We start from the raw sequence: 22,625 nt of genomic DNA on the forward strand, positions 1-22,625 counted from the left end.
TTGATATTGACCCGAACAAAGCCGTTTCCTCCTCACAGCAAAGGCGGAGTCGCGCTGTCGGCTGCCTTATCGCTGGATAGCGACCTGTTGGGTTGTCGGGCTGCCTACTGCGGCGTCGATATTCAGGGTGTGGGGTTTGACGGGGTTTCCTCGCAGGTCAACCGCCTTTCGGCGGATGCGACTTTATTAGGCACACGATCAGTGCTTACACATTAGCGGGATCGCTATCGATCCGGGACGCAAAACCCCGCCTGAATTGAACTGGCCCGCGAGTTACGTCAACGGTTTCCGTTGGCCTTTCCTGGCGGCGGACGCATGTCGGTCCGCCCACGATCTGTGGAGCCTAGGGGAATCGAACCCCTGACACCCGCCTTGCAAAGGCGGTGCTCTACCAACTGAGCTAAGGCCCCTCGACGGGATCGGGTGGCTGACCTGTTGCGTCGTCCACCGCCACGTGCCAGACCTCGACCCCGCGTCGGGAGCGCACCACCACCGCCGCCACCACAGCGATCAGTGTGATTGGCAGGGCGAGTCTTACGCAACGTCTTGACGGGCACATGGTTGTGGGCCTAGGAGGACTCGAACCTCCGACCTCTTCGTTATCAGCGAAGCGCTCTAACCGCCTGAGCTATAGGCCCGTACACGGGTACGGCCGAGCGACGAGATTACCGCAATCGTCGCCCCACCCCCAAAACGCTAGTCGCGGTCCGCCAGCGTCACTTCGATACCGCCGATCAGATCGGTGGTCAGGTTGTAGACGAAGGCGGCGATGGTGGCCATCGCGGTCAACAACACGATGTTCACCAAGCCGATCAACACGGCGCCGCCGAAGATGGTGCCGCTGGAGACGAGCTCGCCGGTGCTGCCGCTGGTGTTGTTCAGCAGGTCGCCGACGTTGCTGTTCAGCTTCGACCACACCCCCATGCCGCCGAGCACCAGGTAGAGGAACGCGACGGCGATCATCCAGACGAAGAAGAGTGCAACCGAGAGCAGCAGGGAGACCTTGAGCGTGCTCCACGGATCGATCCGGCGGATCTGCATGCTGGCCCGTACCGGGCCGCGCGGTCGCCGGGTCACCTGGGTGTGGCTTTCACGGCCTTCGCGGCCCTCCCGGCTTTCGGCGGCCGACGAACGGCCCGACCCGGAGGGGCTCGCCGCCTCCGGCGTGCGGTCGGGCGGCGTCTTGCGCTGCGGGCCGCGCGGCGTCGGGCCGGACAGGTCCGGCAATTCGCTGGCGTATGCCTCCGCCGGCGGCCCGTCGCCGCGGCCCGACGGGGCGTCGGCCTCGTGCGGCGGGTTCTTCGGCGGCGGGGGCGCGCCGGCGCCCGGCGCCGCGGTGCCGGAGATGAACCGGTTCAGTCGGGCCTCGACGCCGGTGGGCGGGCCCGACGGCCGCGCCTCGGTCGGGGGCTCACCTTGGCGCTGCGGCGCTTGCGGGGGCCTGGGCCCACCACGCTGCCACGGTGGCGACTCCCCGGCGTCCGGAGCGCGGCCGGGCTGGGCGGGCGGCGTCGCGCGGTGTACGCCGGCGCGCTCGGCCGAGCCGTCCCCATTGAGGCCATCGCCCTTTTTGGGGGCGCCCGGCTCGTTCGGTGAGCTCACCCCGACTCCTTTGATCTCCTGCCACGCCCCCGGGGGCGATGGCAGTCACATTTTGTCTGGTCGGGCCGAGTCTAATTGCCCGGCCGTTCCTCGGACCCCCGGGATTGGCACCGACTAGCCGTCGGACTCCGCGGCGCCTTCCGCTTCCTCGACGACTTCGTCCGCGTTTTCCTCGGCGTTGCGCGCGATCGCCAGCAGCGTGTTGTCCTCGCCCAGGTTCATCAGGCGCACGCCCTTGGTCTGTCGTCCCGCCTTGCGGACCTGGCGTGCGTCGGTGCGGATCACGCCGCCCCCGGAGGTGATCGCGTACAGCTCGCTGTCGTCGTCGACGATCAGCGCACCCACCAGCTTGCCGCGCCGCCGGTCGAACATCACCGTAAGCACGCCCTTGCCGCCGCGGCCCTGCACCGGATACTCCTCGATCGCGGTGCGCTTGGCGTAGCCGCCGGACGTCGCCACCAGCAGGTAAGTGCCCTCGCGAACCACGTTGAGCGACAACAGGTAATCGTCCGTATTGAACCGCATGCCCTGCACGCCGGAGGTGGCGCGTCCCATCGGCCGCAGCGCCTCGTCGGTCGCCGAGAACCGGATGGACTGGCCGTTGGCCGAAACCAGCAGCAGGTCGTCCTCCGACGAGCACAGCACCGCGCCGACCAACTCGTCGTTGTCGCGCAGGTTGATCGCCACGATTCCACCGGACCGGTTGGAGTCGAAGTCGGTCAGCTTGGTCTTCTTCACCAGGCCGTTGCGGGTGGCCAGCACCAGGTATGGGGCGTCCTCGTAGCCACGGATCTGAATGACCTGGGCGATGCGCTCCTCGGGCTGGAAGGCCAGCAGGTTGGCGACGTGCTGGCCGCGGGCAATTCGGGACGCCTCGGGCAGTTCGTAGGCCTTGGCGCGATAGACCCGGCCCTGCGTGGTGAAGAACAGGATCCAGTCGTGCGTCGAGCTGACGAAGAAGTGCTTGACGATGTCGTCTTGCTTGAGGCCGGCGCCCTGGACGCCCTTGCCGCCGCGTTTCTGGCTGCGGTACAGGTCGGTCTTGGTGCGTTTGGCGTAACCGGTCTCGGTGATGGTGACGACGACGTCCTCGCGGGCGATCAGGTCCTCGTCGCTGACCTCGCCGTCGGCCGCGACGATCCGGGTGCGGCGGTCGTCGCCGTGCTTCTCGACGATCTCGGCGAGCTCGTCGCGCACGATGCCGCGCTGGCGCTCCGGCTTGGCCAAAATGTCTTCCAGGTCGGCGATCTCGGCCTCGATCTTGGCCAGGTCGTCGACGATGCGCTGGCGCTCCAGGGCGGCCAGGCGACGCAGCTGCATGTCCAGGATCGCCTGGGCCTGGATCTCGTCGATGTCCAGCAACTCGATCAGCCCGGCCCGGGCGATGTCGACCGTCTCCGACGCCCGGATTAGGGCGATGACCTCGTCCAGCGCGTCGAGTGCCTTGACCAGACCGCGCAGGATGTGGGCGCGTTCGTTGGCTTTGCGCAGCCGATAGGTGGTGCGGCGGACGATGACGTCGAGCTGGTGCGCGACGTAATGGCGGATCATCTGGTCGAGCCGCAGGGTGCGCGGAACCCCGTCGACGATGGACAACATGTTGGCGCCGAAGCTGGTCTGCAGCTGGGTGTGCTTGTAGAGGTTGTTCAGCACCACCTTGGCCACCGCGTCGCGCTTGATCTCGACGACGATGCGCAGCCCCACCCGATCGCTGCTCTGGTCTTCGATGTTGGCGATGCCCGCGAGTCGGCCGTCGCGCACCTGCTCGGCGATCGAGGTGATGAAGTTGTCGTGGTTGACCTGATACGGCAACTCGGTGATCACCAGCGAAGTTCGGCCGCGCGAATCTTCTTCCACTTCCACGACTCCGCGCATCCTGATGGAGCCGCGGCCGGTCTTGTAGGCGTCGGAGATCCCCTGGTTGCCCACGATCAATCCGTAGGTGGGGAAGTCGGGGCCCTTGACCCGCTCCATCACCGCGGCCAGCGTGGCTTCCTCGTCGGCCTCGTGATTCTCCAGGCACCAGAACACGGCCTCGGCGAGTTCGCGCAGGTTGTGCGGTGGGATGTTGGTCGCCATGCCGACCGCGATGCCGCCGGAGCCGTTGGCCAGCAGGTTGGGGAACCGGCTGGGCAGCACCGTCGGTTCCTGCACCCGGCCGTCATAGTTTGGGATGAAATCGACTGTCTCCTCGTCGATTTCGCGCAGCATCTCCATGGCCAGCGGGGTCAACCGCGCCTCGGTGTACCGCATCGCCGCCGGCGGGTCGTTGCCCGGTGAGCCGAAGTTGCCCTGGCCGTCGACGAGTGGGTACCGCAGCGACCATGGCTGCGCCATCCGGACCAGAGTGTCGTAGATCGACGCGTCGCCGTGGGGGTGGTAGTTCCCCATCGTCTCGGCGACCGACCGGGCCGACTTGGCGTGGCTGCGGTCCGGGCGGAATCCGGAGTCGTACATCGCGTACAGCACGCGGCGGTGAACCGGCTTGAGACCGTCGCGTACCTCCGGCAGGGCGCGCCCCACGATCACGCTCATCGCGTAATCGATGTAGCTGCGCTGCATCTCCTGCTGAATGTCGACCGGTTCGATGCGGTCGCCCGCCTCGTCGCCGGGTGGCAGCGTGGTGTCAGTCATCTATTCCCCTTTGTGGGTTGGCGTGCCTGACTCGGCAGCTAGGAAGGTCAGACATCCAGGAAGCGAACGTCTTTGGCGTTGCGGGTGATAAAGCTGCGGCGCGCGTCGACGTCTTCGCCCATCAGGATCGAGAACAGCTCGTCGGCCGCCGCGGCGTCGTCGAGGGTGACTTGGCGCAACACCCGCACCGACGGGTCCATTGTGGTTTCCCACAACTCCTTCGCGTCCATTTCACCGAGACCCTTGTACCGCTGGATGCCGTCCTCTTTGTTGATCTTCTTGCCGGACTTCAGTCCCGCCTCCAGCAGGCCATCGCGCTCACGGTCGGAGTAGGCGAACTCGGGATCGGTGCGCTGCCACTTCAACTTGTAGAGCGGCGGCTGCGCCAGGAACACGTGCCCGTTCTCGATGAGCGGCCGCATGAACCGGAACAGCAGCGTCAGCAGCAGGGTCGAGATGTGCTGGCCGTCCACGTCGGCGTCGGCCATCAGCACGATCTTGTGGTAGCGCAGCTTGGTGAGGTCGAACTCGTCGTGAATCCCGGTACCCAGCGCGGTGATGATCGCCTGGACTTCGGTGTTCTTCAGCACCCGGTCGATGCGTGCCTTTTCGACGTTGATGATCTTGCCGCGCAACGGAAGGATCGCCTGGAACATCGAGTCGCGACCGCTCTTCGCCGAGCCGCCGGCCGAATCACCCTCCACCACATAAAGTTCCGACTTGCGCGGATCGGTGGAGCGGCAGTCGGCGAGCTTGCCGGGCAGTCCGCCGAGGTCGGTGGCGCTCTTGCGGCGCACCAGCTCTCGTGCCTTACGTGCCGCGATACGCGCCTGCGCCGACGACACCGCCTTGTTCACAACGGTTTTGGCCTCCGAGGGGTTGGCCTCGAACCAGTGCGTCAGCTGCTCGTTGCACACCCTCTGCACGAACGACTTGACCTCGGTGTTGCCCAGTTTCGTCTTGGTCTGGCCCTCGAACTGGGGCTCGGCCACCTTGACCGAGATGACCGCCGCTAAGCCTTCCCGGATGTCGTCGCCGGTGAGGTTGGGGTCCTTTTCCTTGAGCAGCTTCTTGTCTTTCGCGTATTTGTTCACCACCGAGGTCAAGGCGCTCCGGAATCCTTCTTCGTGGGTTCCGCCCTCGTGGGTGTTGATGGTGTTGGCGAAGGTGTGCACCGACTCCGAGTAGCCGCCGTTCCACTGCATGGCGATTTCGACTTCGTGGCCGGGGCCTTTTCCGTCGAAGTCGATCACGCTCTGCTGGATCGGGCTTTTGGTGCGGTTGATGTGCTTGACGAAGTCGACCAGCCCACCCGGGTAGTGGAACGTGCGGTGCTTGACCTTGTGCGGCGCAGTCGATTCCGCCGCCTTCTCCTCCGCGGACTTGGGCGCCTCGGCGGTGTCGCTGACCACTTCGTCGACGACCTCGTCCTGCTCTACTCGTTCGTCGGTGAGATTGATCGTGAGACCCTTGTTGAGGAAGGCCATCTCCTGGAGGCGCCGCGCCACGGTCTCGAAGTCGTACTGCGTGGTCTCGAAGATCTCGGGATCGGCCCAGAACCTGATGGTGGTGCCGGTCTTCTTGGTGGCCTCGCCTTGCTTGAGGGTGCCTGGCACGGCCCGGTCGTAGTACTGGAACCACTCGTGCCCGTCGCGTTTGATGCTGACTTCCAGGCGGGTGGACAGCGCGTTGACCACCGAGACGCCGACGCCGTGCAGCCCACCGCTGACGGTGTAGCCACTGTTCTCGCCACCGAACTTGCCGCCGGCGTGCAGCTGGGTCATCACCACGTCAACAGTGGGGGCCCCGGTGGCGTGCATGGCCACCGGAATGCCGCGCCCGTCGTCGACCACCTCCACGCTGCCGTCGTCGAGCAGCCGCACGTCGACCTTGCTCGCGTAACCGGCCATCGCCTCGTCGACCGAGTTGTCGACCACCTCCCAGATGAGGTGGTGCAGCCCGCGCTCACCGGTGGACCCGATGTACATGCCGGGGCGTTTGCGGACGGCCTCCAGCCCTTCGAGCACGGTGATCGCTGAAGCGCCGTATTCGTCTTGCGCCTTCTTCTTCTGGGCAGCCACGGTCGGAATGCTCTCCTTGGGGTTTCATGCGGGCGGTTCCAGTCACCGCATCAGTCGCATGCCGCCAGTCTACCGTGATGGGCCGTCCGCACCGATTCTCTGGGCGCGTTTCTACCCAGCTAACCGCGCCGTGCGGACGATTTCTCTATTCCCGCCGCGTCCCGACGTGCGTCAAGGCAGTTAACGTCGTCCTAGCGGCTTTGAGCGCCCTGTTGATAAAGCGGTGTGTGGGGATCGTCGGCGCCGGTCGAGGCGCTACCCGTAGGTGTCGCGCGGACCTCTCCCGGCGATGTGGCGGGGCCCCTTGCGCCACGACGGCGCGGCGGGGCCGGTGATCTTCAGTGACGTCACGACCCCGTTGCCGACCGCCGCGGCGATCTTGGCCAACAGCTGCGACTGAATCATCCGCAGCTGGGTGGCCCACGCCGTGGATTCGGCGGTCACGCTGAGCACGCCGTCATTCAACGCCGTCGGCGTGGCATGGTCGGCGATCTGGTGGCCCACCACCGACGACCAGTTGCCCAGCACAGTGCCCTCGGCGACCTGCGTCGACCAACCGCGCTTCTTAGCCAAGTCGCGCGCCACCCTGCCCAGCGGTTGGGGATCCCGAACATCGGGTCCGGGGCCAGACCAGCTTCGTCGCTGCCCCGCGACCCGTCGGTTCACCGGCGGTGTCGACCGTCCCCGCCCGGCGTCCTTGCCTTGCGCGCGCGCCGCGGCGCGGGCTTCTTCGAGGGTGCGCCTGACCAAGTCGATACCCCGCAGCGGGCCGGGTGGTGCGTCGCCGGAATTTGGTTCGTCGCTGTCGGTCATGACCGCACCGCCGAAACCCGACCGAGGTCGTCGTCGCGCAAGTCGATGTACACCTGCGTGGCGTCCCAGTCCGCCGGAATGTCTTCCAGCACCGCGGCGGTCACCAGTACCTGCTCCGCCGATTCCGCCACCGTCGCCAATGCTCGGCGGCGGGCCGCGTCGAGTTCGGCGAACACGTCGTCGAGCAGCAACACCGGTTCACTCCCGTCGGCTCGCAGCAATTCGTATGACGCCAACCGCAGCGCCACCGCGAAAGACCACGATTCCCCATGACTGGCAAAGCCTTTCGCCGGTTGATCACCCAGCCAGAGCTCCAGATCGTCGCGATGCGGCCCCACCAGACACATCCCGCGATCCAACTCCGCATCACGGCGTTCGGCCAACGCGGCCAACAGGGCCGCCTCCAGAAACTCGCGGTCGCTACCGCCGCCGCCCGCCGCCGCGTGTGCGCCGAGGCTGGTGCGATACGCGATCGCCGCCGGCCGCGACGCCGGGGCCAGCAACTGATAAGCCTTCTCCACCTCCGGCGCCAACTGGTTGACCAGGTCGATGCGCGCTGCCATCAACTCCGCGCCGTGCTCCGCCAACCGGCTGTCCCACACGTCGAGGGTGTCCAGGGCGCCGCGGTCACCCCGGTGCCGGATTCCGCCAGCGGACTTCAGCAATGCGGTGCGCTGGCGCAGCGCCTTCTCGTAATCCGCGCGCACCGCCGCCACCGCCGGCCGTCGCACCGTCGCCAGGTCATCCAGGTAGCGGCGCCGCTCCGCGGGATCCCCACGCACCAAAGCCAAGTCTTCGGGAGCAAAAAGCACAGCGCGCAAAACTCCGATCACCTCGCGCGTGCTGCGCACCGGTGACCGATTCAACCGCGCCTTGTTGGCCCGCCCTGCCGCGATCTCCAGGTCGATCGCGCATTCCCTGCCCTCGTTGACCACGATTGTCGACACCACCGCTCGGTCGGCACCCGCCCGGATCAGCGGTGTATCGGTGCCCACGCGATGTGAACCCAATGTTGTCGAAAACCAAAGTGCCTCAATGAGATTCGTCTTACCGAAGCCATTGGACCCGATGAACACCGTCCGGCCCGGCTCCAGTTCGAGGTCGGCGTGCGCCCAGGACCGGAAATCACGCAGTCCCAAATGCCGGACGTACACCTATCCGGGCAACCGAACTGGCATCAACAGGTAGACATAATCCGTCGGGAACGCCCCGAAGGGCCCGTTGCCGGCGGGCGGACTGTCGTCGGCCGAAGCCGGCCGCAGCAACGCCGGCTTACCCGGCGTCGTGAAACCGAACGAGACCCGCTCCGAATGAACGGCCGCGAGACCATCGGTGAGATACGTCGGGTTGAACGCAATCGTCAACGGCTCGCCGACGAAATCGACCGCAAGATCCTCCTCGGCCCGGCCGACATCGTCGGCGCCCGCGGACAGCCGCAGCGAGCCTTCCGAGAATTCCATCCGCACCTGGGCGCCCCGATCGGCCACCAACGCAACCAGCTTGATCGCCTCGGTCAACTCGGCCACGTTGATGGTGGCCACCGCCGTGTGCTCGGCCGGCAACAGCTGGCGGAACTTCGGGAACTCCGCATCGAGCAGCCGCGTAGTACTGCGCTTGCCGTTCCCGCTGATGCCCAGCAGACCGTCTTTGCCGACCCCGCTGCCTGCGCCCAGCGACAAACGCACCTCGGAACCGTCCGCGCCGGCCCTTGCCGCCTCGGCCAACGTTTTCGCCGGTACCAGGACGGCGGCTTCGATGTCGGGCGACGACGCGGACCAGGTCAGCTCGCGCACCGCCAGCCGGAACCGATCGGTGGCCGCCAAAACCACCGTGTTACCTGAAATCTCGACCCGGATCCCGGTCAGCATCGGCAGCGTGTCGTCGCGGCCGGCCGCAATGGCCACCTGACTGATCGCCTCCGCGAAGAGCTCAGCGGGCAGCGTCCCGGTCTCTTCCGGCAAGCCCGGCAGCGTCGGGTAATCCTCGACCGCCATGGTCGGCAGCGAGAATCGCGCGCTGCCGCAGTTCAGCGCGACGCGATTACCGTCGACGTAAAAGTCGACAGGCTTGTTCGGCAACGCCCGAGTGATGTCTGACAACAATCGGCCGGACACCAAAACGCTTCCGGGAGAAGCGATTTCCGCTGCAACCTGCGCTTCTGCGGAAACTTCGTAGTCGAATCCGGAGATGGTCAAGCCCTCATCGGAGCCCGATAACAACACTCCCGACAGCACCGGCACCGCCGGCCGGGTCGGCAGGTTCTTCGCCACCCACGACACCGCGTCGGCGAAGGACTCCCGCACCAAACGAAACTTCAAGTCGCTGAGGCCAGCTCTTGTCGTCGCCGCGTCCATAGCGTCCCTTCACCTGCCGAGCGTTTAAAAGTCAGTGGCTAGCCTCTCCCCGCTAGCTTGGGGCTCCGCGACGGACGCCACCGACATGTCATGCCACCGGCGACCGCAACGGCAGTCGAAGAACAACCGTAGATCGTCCGCGGCCATCTTGAAAGCTAATCGCGAAGCCCGACAAGCCGGGTTACCGACGGATCCTCGACAGGGATTCGATCGCTCGTCCCCAACGCTGTATTTCAAAGAAGAAACGACGAAGAGATCTCAGTACTAGTAATAAGGCCTGTGCAGATTGGGGACAGCGGCGGCTTGATGCAGCTAGGGCGGCGGATCGGGCTGTGGATCACCGCGTGGACGACTGTGTGTCGAGTGTTGGGCCGCTGGGGAGGAAGGACGCCTGTGCACGCGGCGCCTCTTAGTACACGGGTGTTTGATTGCGTTGTGCACAGTCCTGCGCACAACTTCCGCGTGTGGCGGGTGTGACAGACGTGCGAGAAGTTTTTTGGAATTAATTCCGCGGTCTCAGGGCGCAGAGCGGCCCGGCGTCAGCGCTTGGAGCGTTGCCGGATGCGAGTGGTGAGCTCTTTGACGTGATCGAAGACCTCACGCCGCTCGGCCATCTCGGACAAGATCTTGCGCTGCGCGTACATCACCGTGGTGTGGTCACGACCGAATGCCTGGCCGATCTTGGGCAGCGACAGGTCGGTCAGCTCGCGGCACAGGTACATCGCGATCTGGCGTGACTGCGCCAGCGCGCGGGTCTTGCCTGGGCCGCGTAGTTCTTCCACGGTGGTGTCGAAGTATTCGGCCGTGGCCGCCATGATCGTCGCCGCGCTGATCTGCATCGTGCTGGCATCGGCGATGAGGTCGCGCAGCACGATCTCGGCCAGTGCCTTATCGATCGGCGTCTTGTTCAACGACGCGAACGCGGTAACGCGGATGAGGGCGCCCTCGAGTTCGCGGATGTTGCGTTCGATGCTGCTGGCGATGAGCTCAAGGACGTCGTCGGGGACCGCGAGCCGCTCCATCTGTGCCTTCTTACGCAAGATCGCGATGCGGGTCTCGAGTTCGGGCGGCTGGACGTCGGTGATCAAGCCCCACTCGAACCGGGTGCGTAAGCGGTCTTCGAGGGTGGCGAGTTGTTTGGGTGGGCGGTCCGAGGAGATGACGATCTGCTTGTTGGCGTTGTGCAGGGTGTTGAAGGTATGGAAGAACTCTTCCTGGATACCTTCCTTGCCCTCGATGAACTGGATGTCATCGACGAGCAGCACGTCGACGTCGCGGTAGCTGCGCTTGAATGCCACCTTGCGGTCGTCGCGCAGCGAGTTGATGAAGTCGTTGGTGAATTCCTCGGTGGACACGTACTTGACCCGCATCCCGGGAAACAGCCGTTGGGCGTAGTTGCCGGCGGCGTGCAGCAGGTGCGTCTTACCCAGACCGGATTCGCCCCAAATGAAGAGCGGGTTGTAAGCGCGCGCCGGTGCCTCGGCGATCGCCAGAGCCGCGGCGTGCGCGAAGCGATTGGAGGCTCCGATGACGAAGGTGTCGAAGGTGTAGCGGCGGTTCAGGCTCGTACCGCCGGCTACCGCCGGATCGGCGTGGTGCGGACGCTCGGTGAAGTAGTTCGGCCAACTCTGCGGCGCACCCTCGGCCCCGTCGCCGTTCTCGTCTGCCTCGTCGGCGTCGATCGCGTCCTCTTCCGCGAACGGCGCTTCGGTTTGGGGAAATGATTCACCCTGCGGAATCACAACATCGTCGGCGTCGTCATCGGGCGGCGCGATGCGCACCCCGAGCTGGATCTGCTGTCCGAGCCGGCGGCTGAGGGCGTCGGTGATGGGGGCGCGCAGATGACGTTCGATCTCGTTCTGGACGAAACTGCTCGGCACCGACAGCAGCGCGAATCCCTCGACGATGGTCAACGGCTGCACCAGGTTCAGCCAGGCCCGTTGCTGTGGTGTCAGGGGAGTGATGAGCGTGGTGCGGTTAGCGACTACCCCGTCGGGGGTGGATTCGCCGTTGAGTTCGGAAACAACCGCGTTCCACACGGTCGTGAACCCTGAACCGGGGTCATCGGTCAACGACGCATCCCCCTGGTTCTCGAGCATCCCGGGTCAAGCTACAACCACGCTTGGTGAACAAAGCGACTGTCCACATAGTTATACACAGGTGTGGACAGGATGAGCGTATGCGAACCCGCACCTACCGGCGACGGCTCGCGATCTCCGTGCTGGAAGAAAACCGTTGACGGCTGTCTAGGCAGCTAGTCGACCCACCATCCTCGCTTCGTTGTGGAGCGCCGTTGCAGTCTAAAACGACACTGGCAGAAGCTAACAGTTTTCCGTGCGGCTGCCAACCGTTCTGCTGCATTCCAATCGGGTTGTTTAGGGTTCCTTGGGCCCGGTGCGACTCGCGACCGGGGGCTGCGTTGGGGCAGGCCAGGTTTGACCAGGCGAAGCGTGGTCAGTACCCTCAAACAGTCGCCCGAAAGTCGGCGATGCGGCTGCGACCCAGGTCTGCCTGGGGACCGCGCCGGCCAGCAGCAAGATTACCTCCGACCGACCCGCAGACGAACCTGAGCGAGACGTCTGGCCGGCCGGCTGGAAATGCGAGACACAACGAGGAGAACGTCGTGGCCAAGGGCAAGCGGACCTTCCAGCCGAACAACCGGCGCCGAGCCCGCGTGCATGGCTTCCGGTTGCGCATGCGAACCCGCGCCGGACGCTCGATTGTGTCGAGCCGGCGCCGTAAGGGGCGCCGCGCGCTATCTGCCTGATCGCAACGTCGGGTTTTTCGGCGGTGCTTTCCGCACGCAACCGCATGAGGCGGTCAACGGAGTTTGACGCGACGGTGAAGCAGGGCGTCCGCGCCTGGCAACCCGACATCGTGGTCCACATCCGGCGGGCGAGCGATCACGATGTCGCGACGGCTCCGCGGGTCGGATTGATTGTCGGCAAGTCGGTGGGCTCGGCCGTGGAACGCCATCGGGTGTCGCGGCGGCTGCGACATGTGGCGCGATCCATCTTGGGGCAGCTCGAAGATTCCGATCAGTTGGTGATCCGGGCGTTGCCCGGCAGTCGGACCGCGTCGTCGGAGCGATTGGCACAGGAGTTGCGCCGAGGTTTGCGGCGGGCGCTCGAGTCGGCGGGACGGCAAGAGTGACCGCGCCGGCACGCGGCGCCATCCATCCGTTGGGCGCGGCGACCGTGCGGGGCCTGATTTCTCTGATCCAGCTGTACCGGCACATGGTTTCGCCGCTGCGGCCGGCGACATGTCGCTTCGTGCCGACGTGCAGCCAGTATGCGGTCGACGCGCTGACCGAGTACGGCTTGATGCGGGGGAGTTGGTTGGCTGTGGTCAGGCTTGCCAAGTGCGGACCATGGCATCGGGGCGGATGGGATCCGATCCCGGAGCGCTCGGGATGTCACGTGAACTTCGAAGATGCCAGCGACGCTTGGGCCCGCCCGGCGGCGCGAGGGGAGAGTGGAACTCTTGTTTGATTTCTTTAGCCTCGACTTCGTCTACTACCCGGTGTCGTGGATCATGTGGGCTTGGTACAAGCTGTTCGCCTCGATGCTGGGACCGTCGAACTTCTTCGCGTGGGCGCTGTCGGTGATGTTCCTGGTGTTCACCCTGAGAGCGCTGCTGTACAAGCCCTTCGTGCGGCAGATCCGCACCACCCGTCAGATGCAGGAACTGCAACCGCAGATCAAGGCGCTGCAGAAGAAGTACGGGAAAGACCGCCAGCGGATGGCGCTGGAGATGCAGAAGCTGCAACGCGAGCACGGGTTCAACCCCATCCTCGGGTGCTTGCCGATGCTCGCGCAGATCCCGGTGTTCATTGGCCTGTATCACGTGTTGCGGTCGTTCAACCGGACCACCGGGGGCTTCGGTCAGCCGCACCTGTCGGTGGTGCAGAACCGCCTCACCGGAAACTATGTCTTCACTCCGACGGATGTCGGGCACTTCCTGGATGCCAACTTGTTCGGCGCACCGATCGGCGCGTTCATGACGCAGCGGACGGGGCTGGACGCGTTCACCTTCTTCAGCCGGCCGGCGGTCATCGCGGTCGGCGCCCCGGTGATGATCCTGGCCGGCATCGCGACCTACTTCAACAGCCGGGCATCGGTGGCGCGGCAGAGCGCAGAAGCCGCAGCCAATCCGCAGACGGCGATGATGAACAAGCTTGCGCTGTATGTGTTTCCGCTCGGCGTGGTCGTCGGCGGTCCGTTCCTGCCGCTCGCGATCATCCTGTACTGGTTCGCGAACAACATCTGGACATTCGGTCAGCAGCACTACGTGTTCAGCATGATCGAAAAAGAGGACGAGGCCAAGAAGCAAGAAGCGCTGGAGCGCCGGGCGGCCAACGCGCCGGCGCCCGGGGTGAAACCGAAGCGCAACCCGAAGCCGGGACAGCCGGTGGGCAACGGGTCGTCGACGGCCGCCGAGGGGGAGGCGGACTCCGAGGCCGCCGCCGGCGAAGTCCCATCGGCGAAGCCCGAGGCGGACAATCCGAATCCGAGTGGACAAAACGGTGGCACGCCCAACCGCACTCCGCGACCGGGCGCACGACCCAAGAAACGCAAACGCTGACAAGGGAGACATCGCCATACCGGGCTGCCCTGGCAGGGCGACCCATTGGCAGGGACCCGTGGATGAGGGAGAGAAAGACATGACCGACGCAGACACCACCACCGACGAACGGGACGTGGATACCGAACTCGAAGCCGAGCGGCCGGCCGAGGAGGGCGCCGAGGACTTCGACGACCAGGAGGAGCGATTGGTCGCCGAGGGCGAGATAGCCGGCGACTACTTGGAAGAGTTGTTGGACCTGTTGGACTTCGACGGGGACATCGATCTGGACGTCGAAGGCAACCGGGCGATCGTGAGCATCGACGGTAGTGACGACTTGAACAAGTTGGTGGGCCGCGGCGGCGAGGTGCTCGACGCGCTGCAGGAGCTCACCCGGCTGGCCGTGCACCAGAAGACGGGCGTCCGTAGCCGGTTGATGCTCGACATCGCCAGTTGGCGCCGGCGGCGCCGCGAGGAGTTGGCGGCCCTGGGCGACAAGGTGGCGCGGCGCGTGCTGGAATCCGGCGAACGTGAAGAGCTCGCGCCCATGACGCCGTTCGAGCGCAAGATCGTCCACGATGCCGTCGCGGCGGTGCCGGGCGTGCACAGCGAGAGCGAGGGCGTGGAGCCCGCACGGAGAGTTGTCGTCCTGCACGACTAGCCGAGTTACAGCCGTGTAGTTCCGGCGGTGCGCCCCGATTCCGCGCCAGGCAAAGCAGAGGATGTTTCACGTGAAACATGTCGGCCCGGTCGAACCCGACGGGGACCAACTCGCCCCGCCGGAGCCGGACGTCGCGGCGTCGATCTTCGGTGCGCGGCTCGATTTGGCGCGGCGGTACGCGGAGGTGCTGGCCGGCGCCGGAGTGGAACGGGGGCTGCTCGGCCCGCGCGAAGTGGAGCGCATCTGGGAACGCCATGTCCTCAACAGCGCCGCGGTCGCGGAGTTGCTCGAGCCGGGGGAGCGGGTCATCGACATCGGCAGCGGCGCGGGATTGCCCGGAATCCCGCTGGCGCTCGCACGTCCGGATCTGGACGTGGTGCTGCTCGAGCCGCTGTTGCGCCGTAGCGAATTTCTCAGCGAGGTCGTCGACCAACTAGGGTTAGCCGTCGAAGTGGTCCGCGGCCGTGCCGAGGAACTGTGGGTACGCCACCAGTTCGGGGAAAGGGATGCGGCGGTGTCACGAGCGGTTGCGTCGTTGGACAAGCTGGCGAAGTGGAGCATGCCGTTGCTGCGGCCGGGCGGTCGGATGCTCGCGATCAAGGGCGAGCGCGGACGCGACGAAGTTGAACAGTACCGGCGTGTGATGGCAGCATCGGGCGCTCTTGATGCCAGGGTGGTGACATGTGGCGCGACCTATTTGCGTCCCCCCGCAACCGTAGTGATAGCCCGACGCGGAACGCAGCCGCGCCATCAGCCGGCACGGACGGGGGAGGCCGGAAACCGATGAATAATCCGGGAGAATCGCCAAGCGCCGCGCACGTCCAGGCACCCGAGGCGGCCGTAGCGCCGGAGGCTGTCGGGGATCCCGCGGCGAATGTTTCACGTGAAACAGCGGACGAATTCGATACGCCGATAGGCGCCGCCGCCGAGCGGGCGATGCGGGTCCTGCACACAACGTATCCGCCGCTGCGCCGGCCGGGTCACCGCCGCGTCCTGACCGTTGCCAACCAGAAAGGTGGTGTCGGCAAGACCACCACGGCGGTGAACCTCGCTGCGGCGCTCGCGCTGCAGGGGCTCAAGACGTTGGTCATCGACCTCGACCCACAGGGCAACGCAAGCACCGCGCTCGGTATCACCGACCGGCAATCGGGCACGCCCTCGTCGTACGAGGTGCTCATCGGTGAGGTCGACGTCAAGGACGCGCTGCGACGCAGCCCGCATAACGATCGACTCTTCTGCGTCCCCGCCACCATCGACTTGGCGGGCGCCGAGATCGAATTGGTCAGCATGGTGGCGCGCGAGAACCGGCTGCGGACTGCCCTGGCGCAACTGGACGACCTCGACTTCGACTACGTCTTCATCGACTGCCCGCCATCATTGGGACTGCTGACCATCAACGCGCTCGTCGCAGCGCCGGAGGTGATGATCCCGATCCAGTGCGAGTACTACGCGCTCGAGGGTGTGTCGCAGCTGATGCGCAACATCGAGATGGTGAAGGCCCACCTCAACCCGCGGCTCGACGTGAGCACCGTGGTGCTCACCATGTACGACGGGCGCACCAAGCTCGCCGACCAGGTCGCCGAAGAGGTGCGCCGGTACTTCGGCACCAAGGTGCTGCGCACGGTGATCCCGCGCAGCGTCAAAGTCTCGGAGGCGCCCGGTTACAGCATGACCATCATCGACTACGACCCCGGTTCGCGCGGGGCGATGAGCTATCTCGACGCGAGCCGTGAACTCGCCGAACGCGATTGACCACCATCCGTGAAGGGACGACCATGACGCAGCCGTTACGCAAGAAGGGCGGCCTCGGCCGCGGCCTGGCTTCGCTGATCCCGACCGGTCCCGCCGAAGGTGACTCCGGCCCCGCGACCCTCGGTCCGCGGATGGGGGACGCGGCGGCGGACGTGCTGATCGGCGGTCCGGGCCCGGAGCTGGCGCCAGCGGGCGCGGTGTATCGCGAAATCGCACCCGCCGACATCGAACCCAATCCACGTCAGCCGCGGCAGGTGTTCGACGACGAGGCGCTCTCCGAGCTGGTGCACTCCATCCGCGAGTTCGGTCTGCTGCAGCCCATCGTGGTGCGGGCGGTGCCCGGAGCCAAGACGGGCCCGCGGTATCAGATCGTGATGGGGGAGCGGCGCTGGCGGGCCGCGCAAGAGGCCGGGCTCGCCACCATCCCCACCATCGTGCGCGAGACGGGCGATGACAATCTGCTCCGCGACGCCCTTCTGGAGAACATCCACCGGGTGCAGCTAAACCCCTTGGAAGAGGCGGCGGCATACCAGCAGCTGCTCGACGAATTCGGCGTCACCCACGATGAACTCGCCTCGCGCATCGGCCGTTCGCGGCCACTGATCACCAACATGATCCGGTTGCTCAAGCTGCCGATTCCGGTGCAACGGCGGGTGGCCGCGGGCGTGCTGTCGGCCGGCCACGCCCGCGCTCTGCTATCGCTGGAGGCCGGGCCCGAGGCGCAGGAGGAACTGGCCAGCCGGATCGTCGCGGAGGGGTTGTCGGTGCGGGCGACCGAGGAGGCGGTGACGCTCGCAAATCGGAGCGGCGCGAGCGCGCCGTCTCCCCAGCGGCGGAAGCCGATCCAGATGCCGGGCCTCCAGGAAGTCGCCGATCGGCTGTCGAACGCCTTCGATACCCGGGTGACGGTCAGCCTGGGCAAACGCAAAGGGAAGATCGTCGTGGAATTCGGCTCCGTGGACGATCTGCAACGAATCATCGACATGATGACCACCGCCAAGGCCTGACCCGCCATACCCTGTAATTACGTCACTGTGACACCGGAGCGGTTACGGATAGGCAACAGCCCCCGCCGTGTTACGAAACCGCATGGGTTTCAACGATTTTCGATAACGAACCGGTCTGGACGGTAACGCATCGAGCGTTCCGGCGCCGTGATCGGCGCCTCGACGACAAAGCTGGCCGGATTGCGACCTCCTCTCTTATCCTGGAGGGGTTGCCGGTGCCATTGGCTGCAGTACCGCACAGGAGCCAGGAGGCTAGTGTCCGCTCGAATCACCCCGCTGCGCCTCGAGGCCTTCGAACAGCTTCCCAAGCATGCGCGTCGCTGCGTGTATTGGGAGGTCGACCCGGCGACCCTCGGTAATCAGGACCACCTCGCCGATCCGGAATTCGAGAAGGAAGCCTGGCTGTCGATGGTCATGCTGGAGTGGGGGTCGTGCGGTCAGGTCGCGACGGCCGCCGTCGACGACCGGAGCCAAAGCGAACCGCCGTGCCTGGGCTACGTGTTCTACGCGCCGCCGCGGGCGGTGCCGCGGGCACAGCGGTTTCCCACCGCGCCGGTCTCAGCGGACGCGGTGCTGCTGACTTCGATGGGTACCGAGCCCGGGCAGGCCGCCGACGATGTGCTGCACGGGCTGCTTGCCCGGGTGATCGACGAACTGGTTCGACGCGGAGTGCGGGCGCTGGAAGCCTTCGGCCGCACGCCGGCGGCGTCGGAGCTGCAGGACCCGCTGGCGGTGGGGCCTGATGTGCGGCCGGTGCTGGAGGCCGTCGGTGACTGCTCGGTGGACCACTGCGTCATCGATGCGGAGTTTCTGCAGGACGCGGGTTTCGTCGTGGTGGCGCCACACCCGTACTTTCCGCGGCTGCGCCTCGAGCTGGACAAGGGTCTCGGGTGGAAGGCCGAAGTCGAGGCGGCACTGGAGCGCCTGCTGGAAGCCGCACAACTGCAAGAGCCGGTGGGGGCCGGGTCTGCGTCAGGAAATGCGTTGCAGGGCGCCGAAATCGGCTAGGAGCCGCCGAGCCGGCTGGTGCGTTCCACGGACAGTTCGTGGGCCAGCAGTTCGGCGAAGGTGAATGTGCCGGTGGGCCGGTCATTCTTGCCCAGGAGGTAGAGCCGCTTGACCGCGGCGAGGATACCTTCGGCGATGGCGTCGCGGGTCTGCGTCGAGATCAGCATTGCGCGATCCTGTGGATTGGTGATGTAGCCGACGTCCACCTGCACCGTGGGCATCCGGGTCAGGCGCAGCAGATCCCATGTGCGGCCATGGGTTCGGCAATCCCGTAACCCGGTGCGGGCCACAACTTCTCGTTGAATGAAGTCGGCGAGATTGCGCCCGATCGTGGACACCGAGCCGTGCGAGTTTCCGAAATGAAAGGAAGCCACACCGTTGGCCGCGGGGCTGGGCTGGCTTTCACAGCGCAGGCTGATCATCAGGTCCGCCCCGACGTTGTTGGCCGTGGCAGCGCGTTCGGCGTCGGACGGACTGCGGTTGACCGGCCGTGACAAGAAGGTTTCCATGCCGATGGCGGTCATCCGCCCCTCGAGGCGGCTTGCCAAGTCCCACAACACATCCGCTTCGCTGACCGGTCCCGACGGACCCTGCATGAGCTCGCCGTGATCCGTGCCGCCGCGGCCCGGATCGATGATGATCCGCTTGCCCGACAGCTTGGGTCCGGATCGGCGGACCAGCTCCTCCTCGCGAATTGCGTGCGGTGAGCCGCCCGTGACGCGGGAGCTCAGAAAGTACAAGGAGCGCAATGTCTCTGGACCACAGATGCCGTCGGCGGCGAGCCCGTACTCACGCTGGTAAGACATCAACGCGTTGTGCGTCTGCAACCCGAAGTGGCCATCGACCAGGCCGGTGTAGAAACCGAGGTCCTGGAGGCGAGCCTGCAGGGTGGCGACGTCGTCACCGTAGAGCGGGGCACCGAATTGGTGGTACAGCGTGCGCGCGCCGAGCCGGTAGGACGCCTCTTTCAGCGCCCTATAGGTGGCCTCGCCGACGATGCCGTCCACCAGCAGGCCGCGGTGCTGCTGGAAAGCGCGTACCGCCTGGTCGAGTTCGATATCGAACAGCTCGGGGGGCACATGCCGGCCGGTGGTGAGATCATCTTCGGCGCCGTCCAGCAGCCCTAGCGCTGCCAACGTAGCCCGGATCTCGGTCACAGCTGCGCTGCGGTCACCACAGCGCAGCGCATCGCCGTATTCACGGCGCGGACTCGACATACCAAAGGCCCTCCGGGACACACTGACAGGCTCGCATCTGAGCAACAGCTAACAGCAATTGTCGCAGATGCTTCGCATATTCGGGAAAACCCCAGGCTGAACGCCGGGGCGTGGTGCGGCGAACTTAAATCGCGATCAGCTGAGGTTGGGAACCGCGTCCGAGAGCTCCCGCAGCAGCGCTGCCTTGCCTTTGGCGCCCACGATCCGCTTCACCGGCTGGCCGTCTTTGAACAGAATCATGGTGGGGATGGAGACGACTTGGAAGTCGCGCGCGGTCTCCGGATTGGCATCCACATCGAGCTTGGCGATGGTGAGCTGCTCGGCGCGCTCGCTCGCGATTTCCTCGAGCACCGGCGCGACCATCTTGCACGGCCCGCACCACGTCGCCCAAAAATCAACCAGCACAGGCTTATTGCTGGACAACACCTCCGTGGAGAACGATGCGTCAGAGACTTCGATTGTGGCCCCGGCTTTTTCGGCGGTCATTGAGGTGCTCCAATCATCTCGGTACTGCCCGGAAATTCGGTGGCGTCGCTTTGAGCGGCAGAGCTTGATTCGACATGGTCGGCCAGCCAGCGCTCGGCGGCGATGGCCGCTGAGCAGCCGCTGCCGGCGGCGGTAATCGCCTGGCGGTACGTGCGATCCACCAGGTCCCCGGCGGCGAACACCCCCTCGATCGAGGTGGCCGTGGTGCGGCCCTGAACCAGCACGTAGCCCTCGGGGTCGGTGTCGAGAACATCGCGCACCAACTCCGAGCGCGGGTCGTGACCGATCGCCACGAACACACCCGTCACGGGCAGAGTGGATTCCTCCCCGGTGAGGGTGTCGCGCACCCGCAAACCCGTGACCGTCTGATCGCCTTCGACGCCCAGCACGGCCTTGTTGGTCGCGAAGGTGATCTTGTCGTTGGCCCGGGCGCGTTCGAGCATGATGCGCGAGGCGCGGAATTCGTCGCGGCGGTGCACCAGGGTGACGCTGCGCGCGAACCGGGTCAAGAACGTGGCCTCCTCCATCGCCGAGTCCCCGCCACCGATGACCGCGATGTCTTGGTCTCTGAAGAAGAACCCGTCACAGGTCGCGCACGAACTCACCCCGCGGCCCAGCAGCTCCTGCTCACCGGGCACCCCCAGATACCGCGCCGCCGCGCCCATGGCCAAGATGACCGCCCGGGCGCGGACGGTCTCGCCCTCGGCGGTCGTCACCGACTTGACCGGGCCGTCCAGCGAAACCGATTCGACGTCTTCCATCCGCAGGTCGGCTCCGAAACGCAGGGCCTGTTCACGCATCTGGTCCATCAACTCGGGACCTGTGATGCCGTCACGAAAACCCGGGAAATTCTCCACCTCGGTGGTGGTCATCAACGCGCCACCAAACGACGTCCCTTCGAACACCACCGGCGCCAGCTGCGCCCGCGCCGTGTACAACGCCGCGGTGTACCCAGCAGGACCCGAACCAACGATGATGACGTCGTGCACAGTGTCGGCGGTCATAGAACCCTTTCAAACGATCGTCCCTGGATTCGTACAAACGCCAGCGTAGGCACGGCTGTTCCCGGGTGTCGGACCACCCATGTCACCACACTAGGGGCGGGGGATTTCGGTGTTGGCCAACAAGCCGGTGTCGGCGGCGCTGCAGTTCAGCGCGACGGCGTAGACCGCCAGGCTGTGGGGAGTGTCGCCCGCCACCACCAGGACGACCCCGGGGCGGGCGTTGATCTCGACGCGGCGCGCCCCCAGCACCTGCGTGGACGCCGGATAGCCGAGGCCGGTGAGGCAGGAAGCGCGCCGCGCCGGGTCACCGAGGGGGCCGTAATCCGGGCTCTGGTTGAGCAGGCCGAGTAGTTCGTCCTGCGACAGCGGCACCACCATCGGCGGGGTCGACACGGTGATGTGCTCGGCGGTGACCGGGGTGCTGGGGGCAGGCTCCGGAGCGGTGACCAGAGCCGCGGTGCCCACGCCGACCGCCGCGAGCAGCGCGCCCACCCCCACTACTACGGCGACCACCCGCGCGGGCCGGATCCGGGGCCGGGCCGAGTGCGCGACCGGCTGGTCTGTCTCAGCCGAGGCCAGCGCCGCCGAGATCCGGGTGGTGACCTCGGGCGGGACGTCGGGTGCCGGGCCGGCTCCCAGCGTGGCGACGTCACAGCGTGCCCGGTTGAGGGCGCGCAGAACCTGCTCGGCCTGCGGGTCATCCCGGACCCGTCGCCGCACGCGGGCCGCGGCTTCGTCGTCCAGCAGGCCGGCTTGCAGGTCGGCGAGAAGCTCGACCGTCAGGGGCGGCTCGTCGGCTTCGTCGTCGGCTTCACTCATCCGCCCCAGTGTCCGTCATGCGCCGCCTGACGGCCATGGGTGGGCCCAGGTCGGGCGCGGCTTTGAGATAGCCGAGAAGCTCGGCGAGGCGCATCCGCGCCCGGGCGCACCGGCTCTTGACGGTGCCCTCGGCGATGCCCAGTAACGCCGCGGTGTCGGCCACCGAGTACCCCTGCATGTCGACGGCGACCACCGCGGCCCGTTGCTCGACGGGAAGCCGCATCAGCGCGCGCTGCACCAGCATCGCGGTCTCGACCTGGGCCGTGCGATCGGGCACCGGGTAGACGTCTTCGAGCGGGATCGTCGGGTGGGACTTGGTGCGCCGCAGCCGGTCCAGGCAGGCGTTGACGACGATGCGGTGCAGCCAACTGCCGACCGCGGCGTCATGCCGAAACGCGCCGGCGCCGCGGTGCGCCGAGAGCATGGCGTCCTGCAACGCGTCCTCGGCGTCCTCGGCTGTGCGCGTGGTGAGGCGGGCCAGCCGATGCAGCTGTCGCTGGTGGCGCAGGAACAACTCGCCGAAGGCGTGCCGGTCGCCGGCGACGTGGGCTGCCAGCAGCTCGGCATCACTGCGTTCGCGCTGGATGTCTCCCCGGGAACCCACGGCCGGACACTAACCAATCG

The 22,625-nt window shown here is 66.3% G+C and carries 21 protein-coding genes and 2 tRNA genes; 9 read left to right on the forward strand and 14 right to left on the reverse strand.

What is annotated here, in order from left to right; genetic code table 11:
• Nucleotides 1-337: 337 nt before the first annotated feature.
• The 9 genes from A5756_RS09305 to dnaA form a co-directional block, all read right to left on the reverse strand.
• Nucleotides 338-410: transfer RNA gene (locus A5756_RS09305), tRNA-Ala, on the reverse strand.
• A gap of 154 nt (nt 411-564) precedes the next feature.
• Nucleotides 565-638 (reverse strand) — tRNA-Ile (locus A5756_RS09310).
• A gap of 58 nt (nt 639-696) precedes the next feature.
• Nucleotides 697-1,602, reverse strand: coding sequence for a DUF3566 domain-containing protein (locus tag A5756_RS09315; RefSeq protein WP_066951053.1), 906 nt, complete (start codon nt 1,600-1,602; stop codon nt 697-699).
• A gap of 114 nt (nt 1,603-1,716) precedes the next feature.
• Nucleotides 1,717-4,236, reverse strand: a complete 2,520-nt coding sequence (gene gyrA, locus A5756_RS09320; protein ID WP_066951057.1) for a DNA gyrase subunit A — start codon at nt 4,234-4,236, stop codon at nt 1,717-1,719.
• Nucleotides 4,237-4,283: 47 nt separating this feature from the next.
• Nucleotides 4,284-6,317 (reverse strand): DNA topoisomerase (ATP-hydrolyzing) subunit B, encoded by a 2,034-nt coding sequence (gene gyrB, locus A5756_RS09325; protein ID WP_066951060.1) that lies wholly within the window; start codon nt 6,315-6,317, stop codon nt 4,284-4,286.
• A 255-nt stretch (nt 6,318-6,572) separates the two neighbouring features.
• Nucleotides 6,573-7,130 carry a DUF721 family protein gene (locus A5756_RS09330; protein ID WP_066951065.1) on the reverse strand — a complete coding sequence of 186 codons (558 nt, stop codon included), beginning with the start codon at nt 7,128-7,130 and terminating at the stop codon, nt 6,573-6,575.
• Nucleotides 7,127-8,284, reverse strand: coding sequence for a DNA replication/repair protein RecF (gene recF, locus A5756_RS09335; RefSeq protein ID WP_066951069.1), 1,158 nt, complete (start codon nt 8,282-8,284; stop codon nt 7,127-7,129). Before recF ends, A5756_RS09330 begins: the two co-directional genes overlap by 4 nt.
• The gene (dnaN, locus tag A5756_RS09340) at nt 8,285-9,484 is read right to left on the reverse strand and encodes a DNA polymerase III subunit beta (protein ID WP_066951072.1); all 1,200 of its coding nucleotides are present in this window, start codon (nt 9,482-9,484) and stop codon (nt 8,285-8,287) included.
• A 539-nt stretch (nt 9,485-10,023) separates the two neighbouring features.
• Nucleotides 10,024-11,556, reverse strand: coding sequence for a chromosomal replication initiator protein DnaA (dnaA, locus tag A5756_RS09345; protein ID WP_066951372.1), 1,533 nt, complete (start codon nt 11,554-11,556; stop codon nt 10,024-10,026).
• Between the two features lie 551 nt (nt 11,557-12,107).
• On the opposite strand from dnaA, the gene rpmH reads away from it, so the two are divergent.
• From rpmH to A5756_RS09380, 9 genes are all read left to right on the forward strand, one after another.
• Entirely contained in the window at nt 12,108-12,251 is a 144-nt protein-coding gene (rpmH, locus tag A5756_RS25395; RefSeq protein WP_073880743.1) for a 50S ribosomal protein L34, read from the forward strand.
• 23 nt (nt 12,252-12,274) lie between these two features.
• The gene (gene rnpA, locus A5756_RS09350) at nt 12,275-12,637 is read left to right on the forward strand and encodes a ribonuclease P protein component (RefSeq protein WP_066951077.1); all 363 of its coding nucleotides are present in this window, start codon (nt 12,275-12,277) and stop codon (nt 12,635-12,637) included.
• Nucleotides 12,634-12,975 carry a membrane protein insertion efficiency factor YidD gene (gene yidD / locus A5756_RS25400; protein WP_082948194.1) on the forward strand — a complete coding sequence of 114 codons (342 nt, stop codon included), beginning with the start codon at nt 12,634-12,636 and terminating at the stop codon, nt 12,973-12,975. Before rnpA ends, yidD begins: the two co-directional genes overlap by 4 nt.
• Nucleotides 12,959-14,068, forward strand: coding sequence for a membrane protein insertase YidC (yidC, locus tag A5756_RS09355; RefSeq protein WP_156659367.1), 1,110 nt, complete (start codon nt 12,959-12,961; stop codon nt 14,066-14,068). The genes yidD and yidC overlap by 17 nt, the downstream gene beginning before the upstream one ends.
• Before the next feature lie 79 nt (nt 14,069-14,147).
• Nucleotides 14,148-14,708 (forward strand): R3H domain-containing nucleic acid-binding protein, encoded by a 561-nt coding sequence (locus A5756_RS09360; RefSeq protein WP_066951085.1) that lies wholly within the window; start codon nt 14,148-14,150, stop codon nt 14,706-14,708.
• A 61-nt stretch (nt 14,709-14,769) separates the two neighbouring features.
• Nucleotides 14,770-15,495, forward strand: a complete 726-nt coding sequence (gene rsmG / locus A5756_RS09365; protein WP_066951092.1) for a 16S rRNA (guanine(527)-N(7))-methyltransferase RsmG — start codon at nt 14,770-14,772, stop codon at nt 15,493-15,495.
• Nucleotides 15,492-16,460: a ParA family protein gene (locus A5756_RS09370; protein WP_082948193.1), complete on the forward strand. Its 969-nt coding sequence runs from the start codon at nt 15,492-15,494 to the stop codon at nt 16,458-16,460. The genes rsmG and A5756_RS09370 overlap by 4 nt, the downstream gene beginning before the upstream one ends.
• Before the next feature lie 23 nt (nt 16,461-16,483).
• A complete protein-coding gene (locus tag A5756_RS09375) occupies nt 16,484-17,467 on the forward strand; it encodes a ParB/RepB/Spo0J family partition protein (protein ID WP_066951100.1) in 984 nt (327 codons plus the stop codon).
• 255 nt (nt 17,468-17,722) lie between these two features.
• On the forward strand, nt 17,723-18,475 hold the full coding sequence (locus A5756_RS09380; RefSeq protein ID WP_066951104.1) for an acetyltransferase: 753 nt from the start codon (nt 17,723-17,725) through the stop codon (nt 18,473-18,475).
• Here A5756_RS09380 and A5756_RS09385 read toward each other — a convergent pair.
• The 5 genes from A5756_RS09385 to sigM form a co-directional block, all read right to left on the reverse strand.
• Complete coding sequence (locus A5756_RS09385) at nt 18,472-19,692, reverse strand: N-acetylmuramoyl-L-alanine amidase (RefSeq protein WP_066951108.1); 1,221 nt, start codon at nt 19,690-19,692, stop codon at nt 18,472-18,474. The genes A5756_RS09380 and A5756_RS09385 overlap by 4 nt on opposite strands.
• A 135-nt stretch (nt 19,693-19,827) precedes the next feature.
• The gene (gene trxA / locus A5756_RS09390; protein WP_066951113.1) at nt 19,828-20,178 is read right to left on the reverse strand and encodes a thioredoxin; all 351 of its coding nucleotides are present in this window, start codon (nt 20,176-20,178) and stop codon (nt 19,828-19,830) included.
• Nucleotides 20,175-21,182 carry a thioredoxin-disulfide reductase gene (gene trxB / locus A5756_RS09395; RefSeq protein WP_066951117.1) on the reverse strand — a complete coding sequence of 336 codons (1,008 nt, stop codon included), beginning with the start codon at nt 21,180-21,182 and terminating at the stop codon, nt 20,175-20,177. The genes trxA and trxB overlap by 4 nt, the downstream gene beginning before the upstream one ends.
• A 90-nt stretch (nt 21,183-21,272) precedes the next feature.
• Complete coding sequence (locus A5756_RS09400; RefSeq protein ID WP_066951123.1) at nt 21,273-22,001, reverse strand: hypothetical protein; 729 nt, start codon at nt 21,999-22,001, stop codon at nt 21,273-21,275.
• A complete protein-coding gene (sigM, locus tag A5756_RS09405; protein WP_066951126.1) occupies nt 21,994-22,605 on the reverse strand; it encodes an RNA polymerase sigma factor SigM in 612 nt (203 codons plus the stop codon). Before sigM ends, A5756_RS09400 begins: the two co-directional genes overlap by 8 nt.
• Between the last annotated feature and the right edge of the window lie 20 nt (nt 22,606-22,625).

Origin of the sequence: Mycobacterium sp. 852002-53434_SCH5985345 (assembly GCF_001667155.1) — a bacterium.
Lineage (GTDB): Bacteria > Actinomycetota > Actinomycetes > Mycobacteriales > Mycobacteriaceae > Mycobacterium.

Bases quoted from the DNA above. Each gene is read 5' to 3' on its own strand.
- trxB (WP_066951117.1), bottom strand. From the start codon at position 21,182: ATGACCGCCGACACTGTGCACGACGTCATCATCGTTGGTTCGGGTCCT.
- dnaN (WP_066951072.1), bottom strand. From the start codon at position 9,484: ATGGACGCGGCGACGACAAGAGCTGGCCTCAGCGACTTGAAGTTTCGT.
- trxA (WP_066951113.1), bottom strand. From the start codon at position 20,178: ATGACCGCCGAAAAAGCCGGGGCCACAATCGAAGTCTCTGACGCATCG.
- A5756_RS09370 (WP_082948193.1), top strand. From the start codon at position 15,492: ATGAATAATCCGGGAGAATCGCCAAGCGCCGCGCACGTCCAGGCACCC.
- A5756_RS09400 (WP_066951123.1), bottom strand. From the start codon at position 22,001: ATGAGTGAAGCCGACGACGAAGCCGACGAGCCGCCCCTGACGGTCGAG.
- gyrA (WP_066951057.1), bottom strand. From the start codon at position 4,236: ATGACTGACACCACGCTGCCACCCGGCGACGAGGCGGGCGACCGCATC.
- A5756_RS09385 (WP_066951108.1), bottom strand. From the start codon at position 19,692: ATGTCGAGTCCGCGCCGTGAATACGGCGATGCGCTGCGCTGTGGTGAC.
- A5756_RS09375 (WP_066951100.1), top strand. From the start codon at position 16,484: ATGACGCAGCCGTTACGCAAGAAGGGCGGCCTCGGCCGCGGCCTGGCT.
- A5756_RS09330 (WP_066951065.1), bottom strand. From the start codon at position 7,130: ATGACCGACAGCGACGAACCAAATTCCGGCGACGCACCACCCGGCCCG.
- rsmG (WP_066951092.1), top strand. From the start codon at position 14,770: ATGTTTCACGTGAAACATGTCGGCCCGGTCGAACCCGACGGGGACCAA.
- A5756_RS09360 (WP_066951085.1), top strand. From the start codon at position 14,148: ATGACCGACGCAGACACCACCACCGACGAACGGGACGTGGATACCGAA.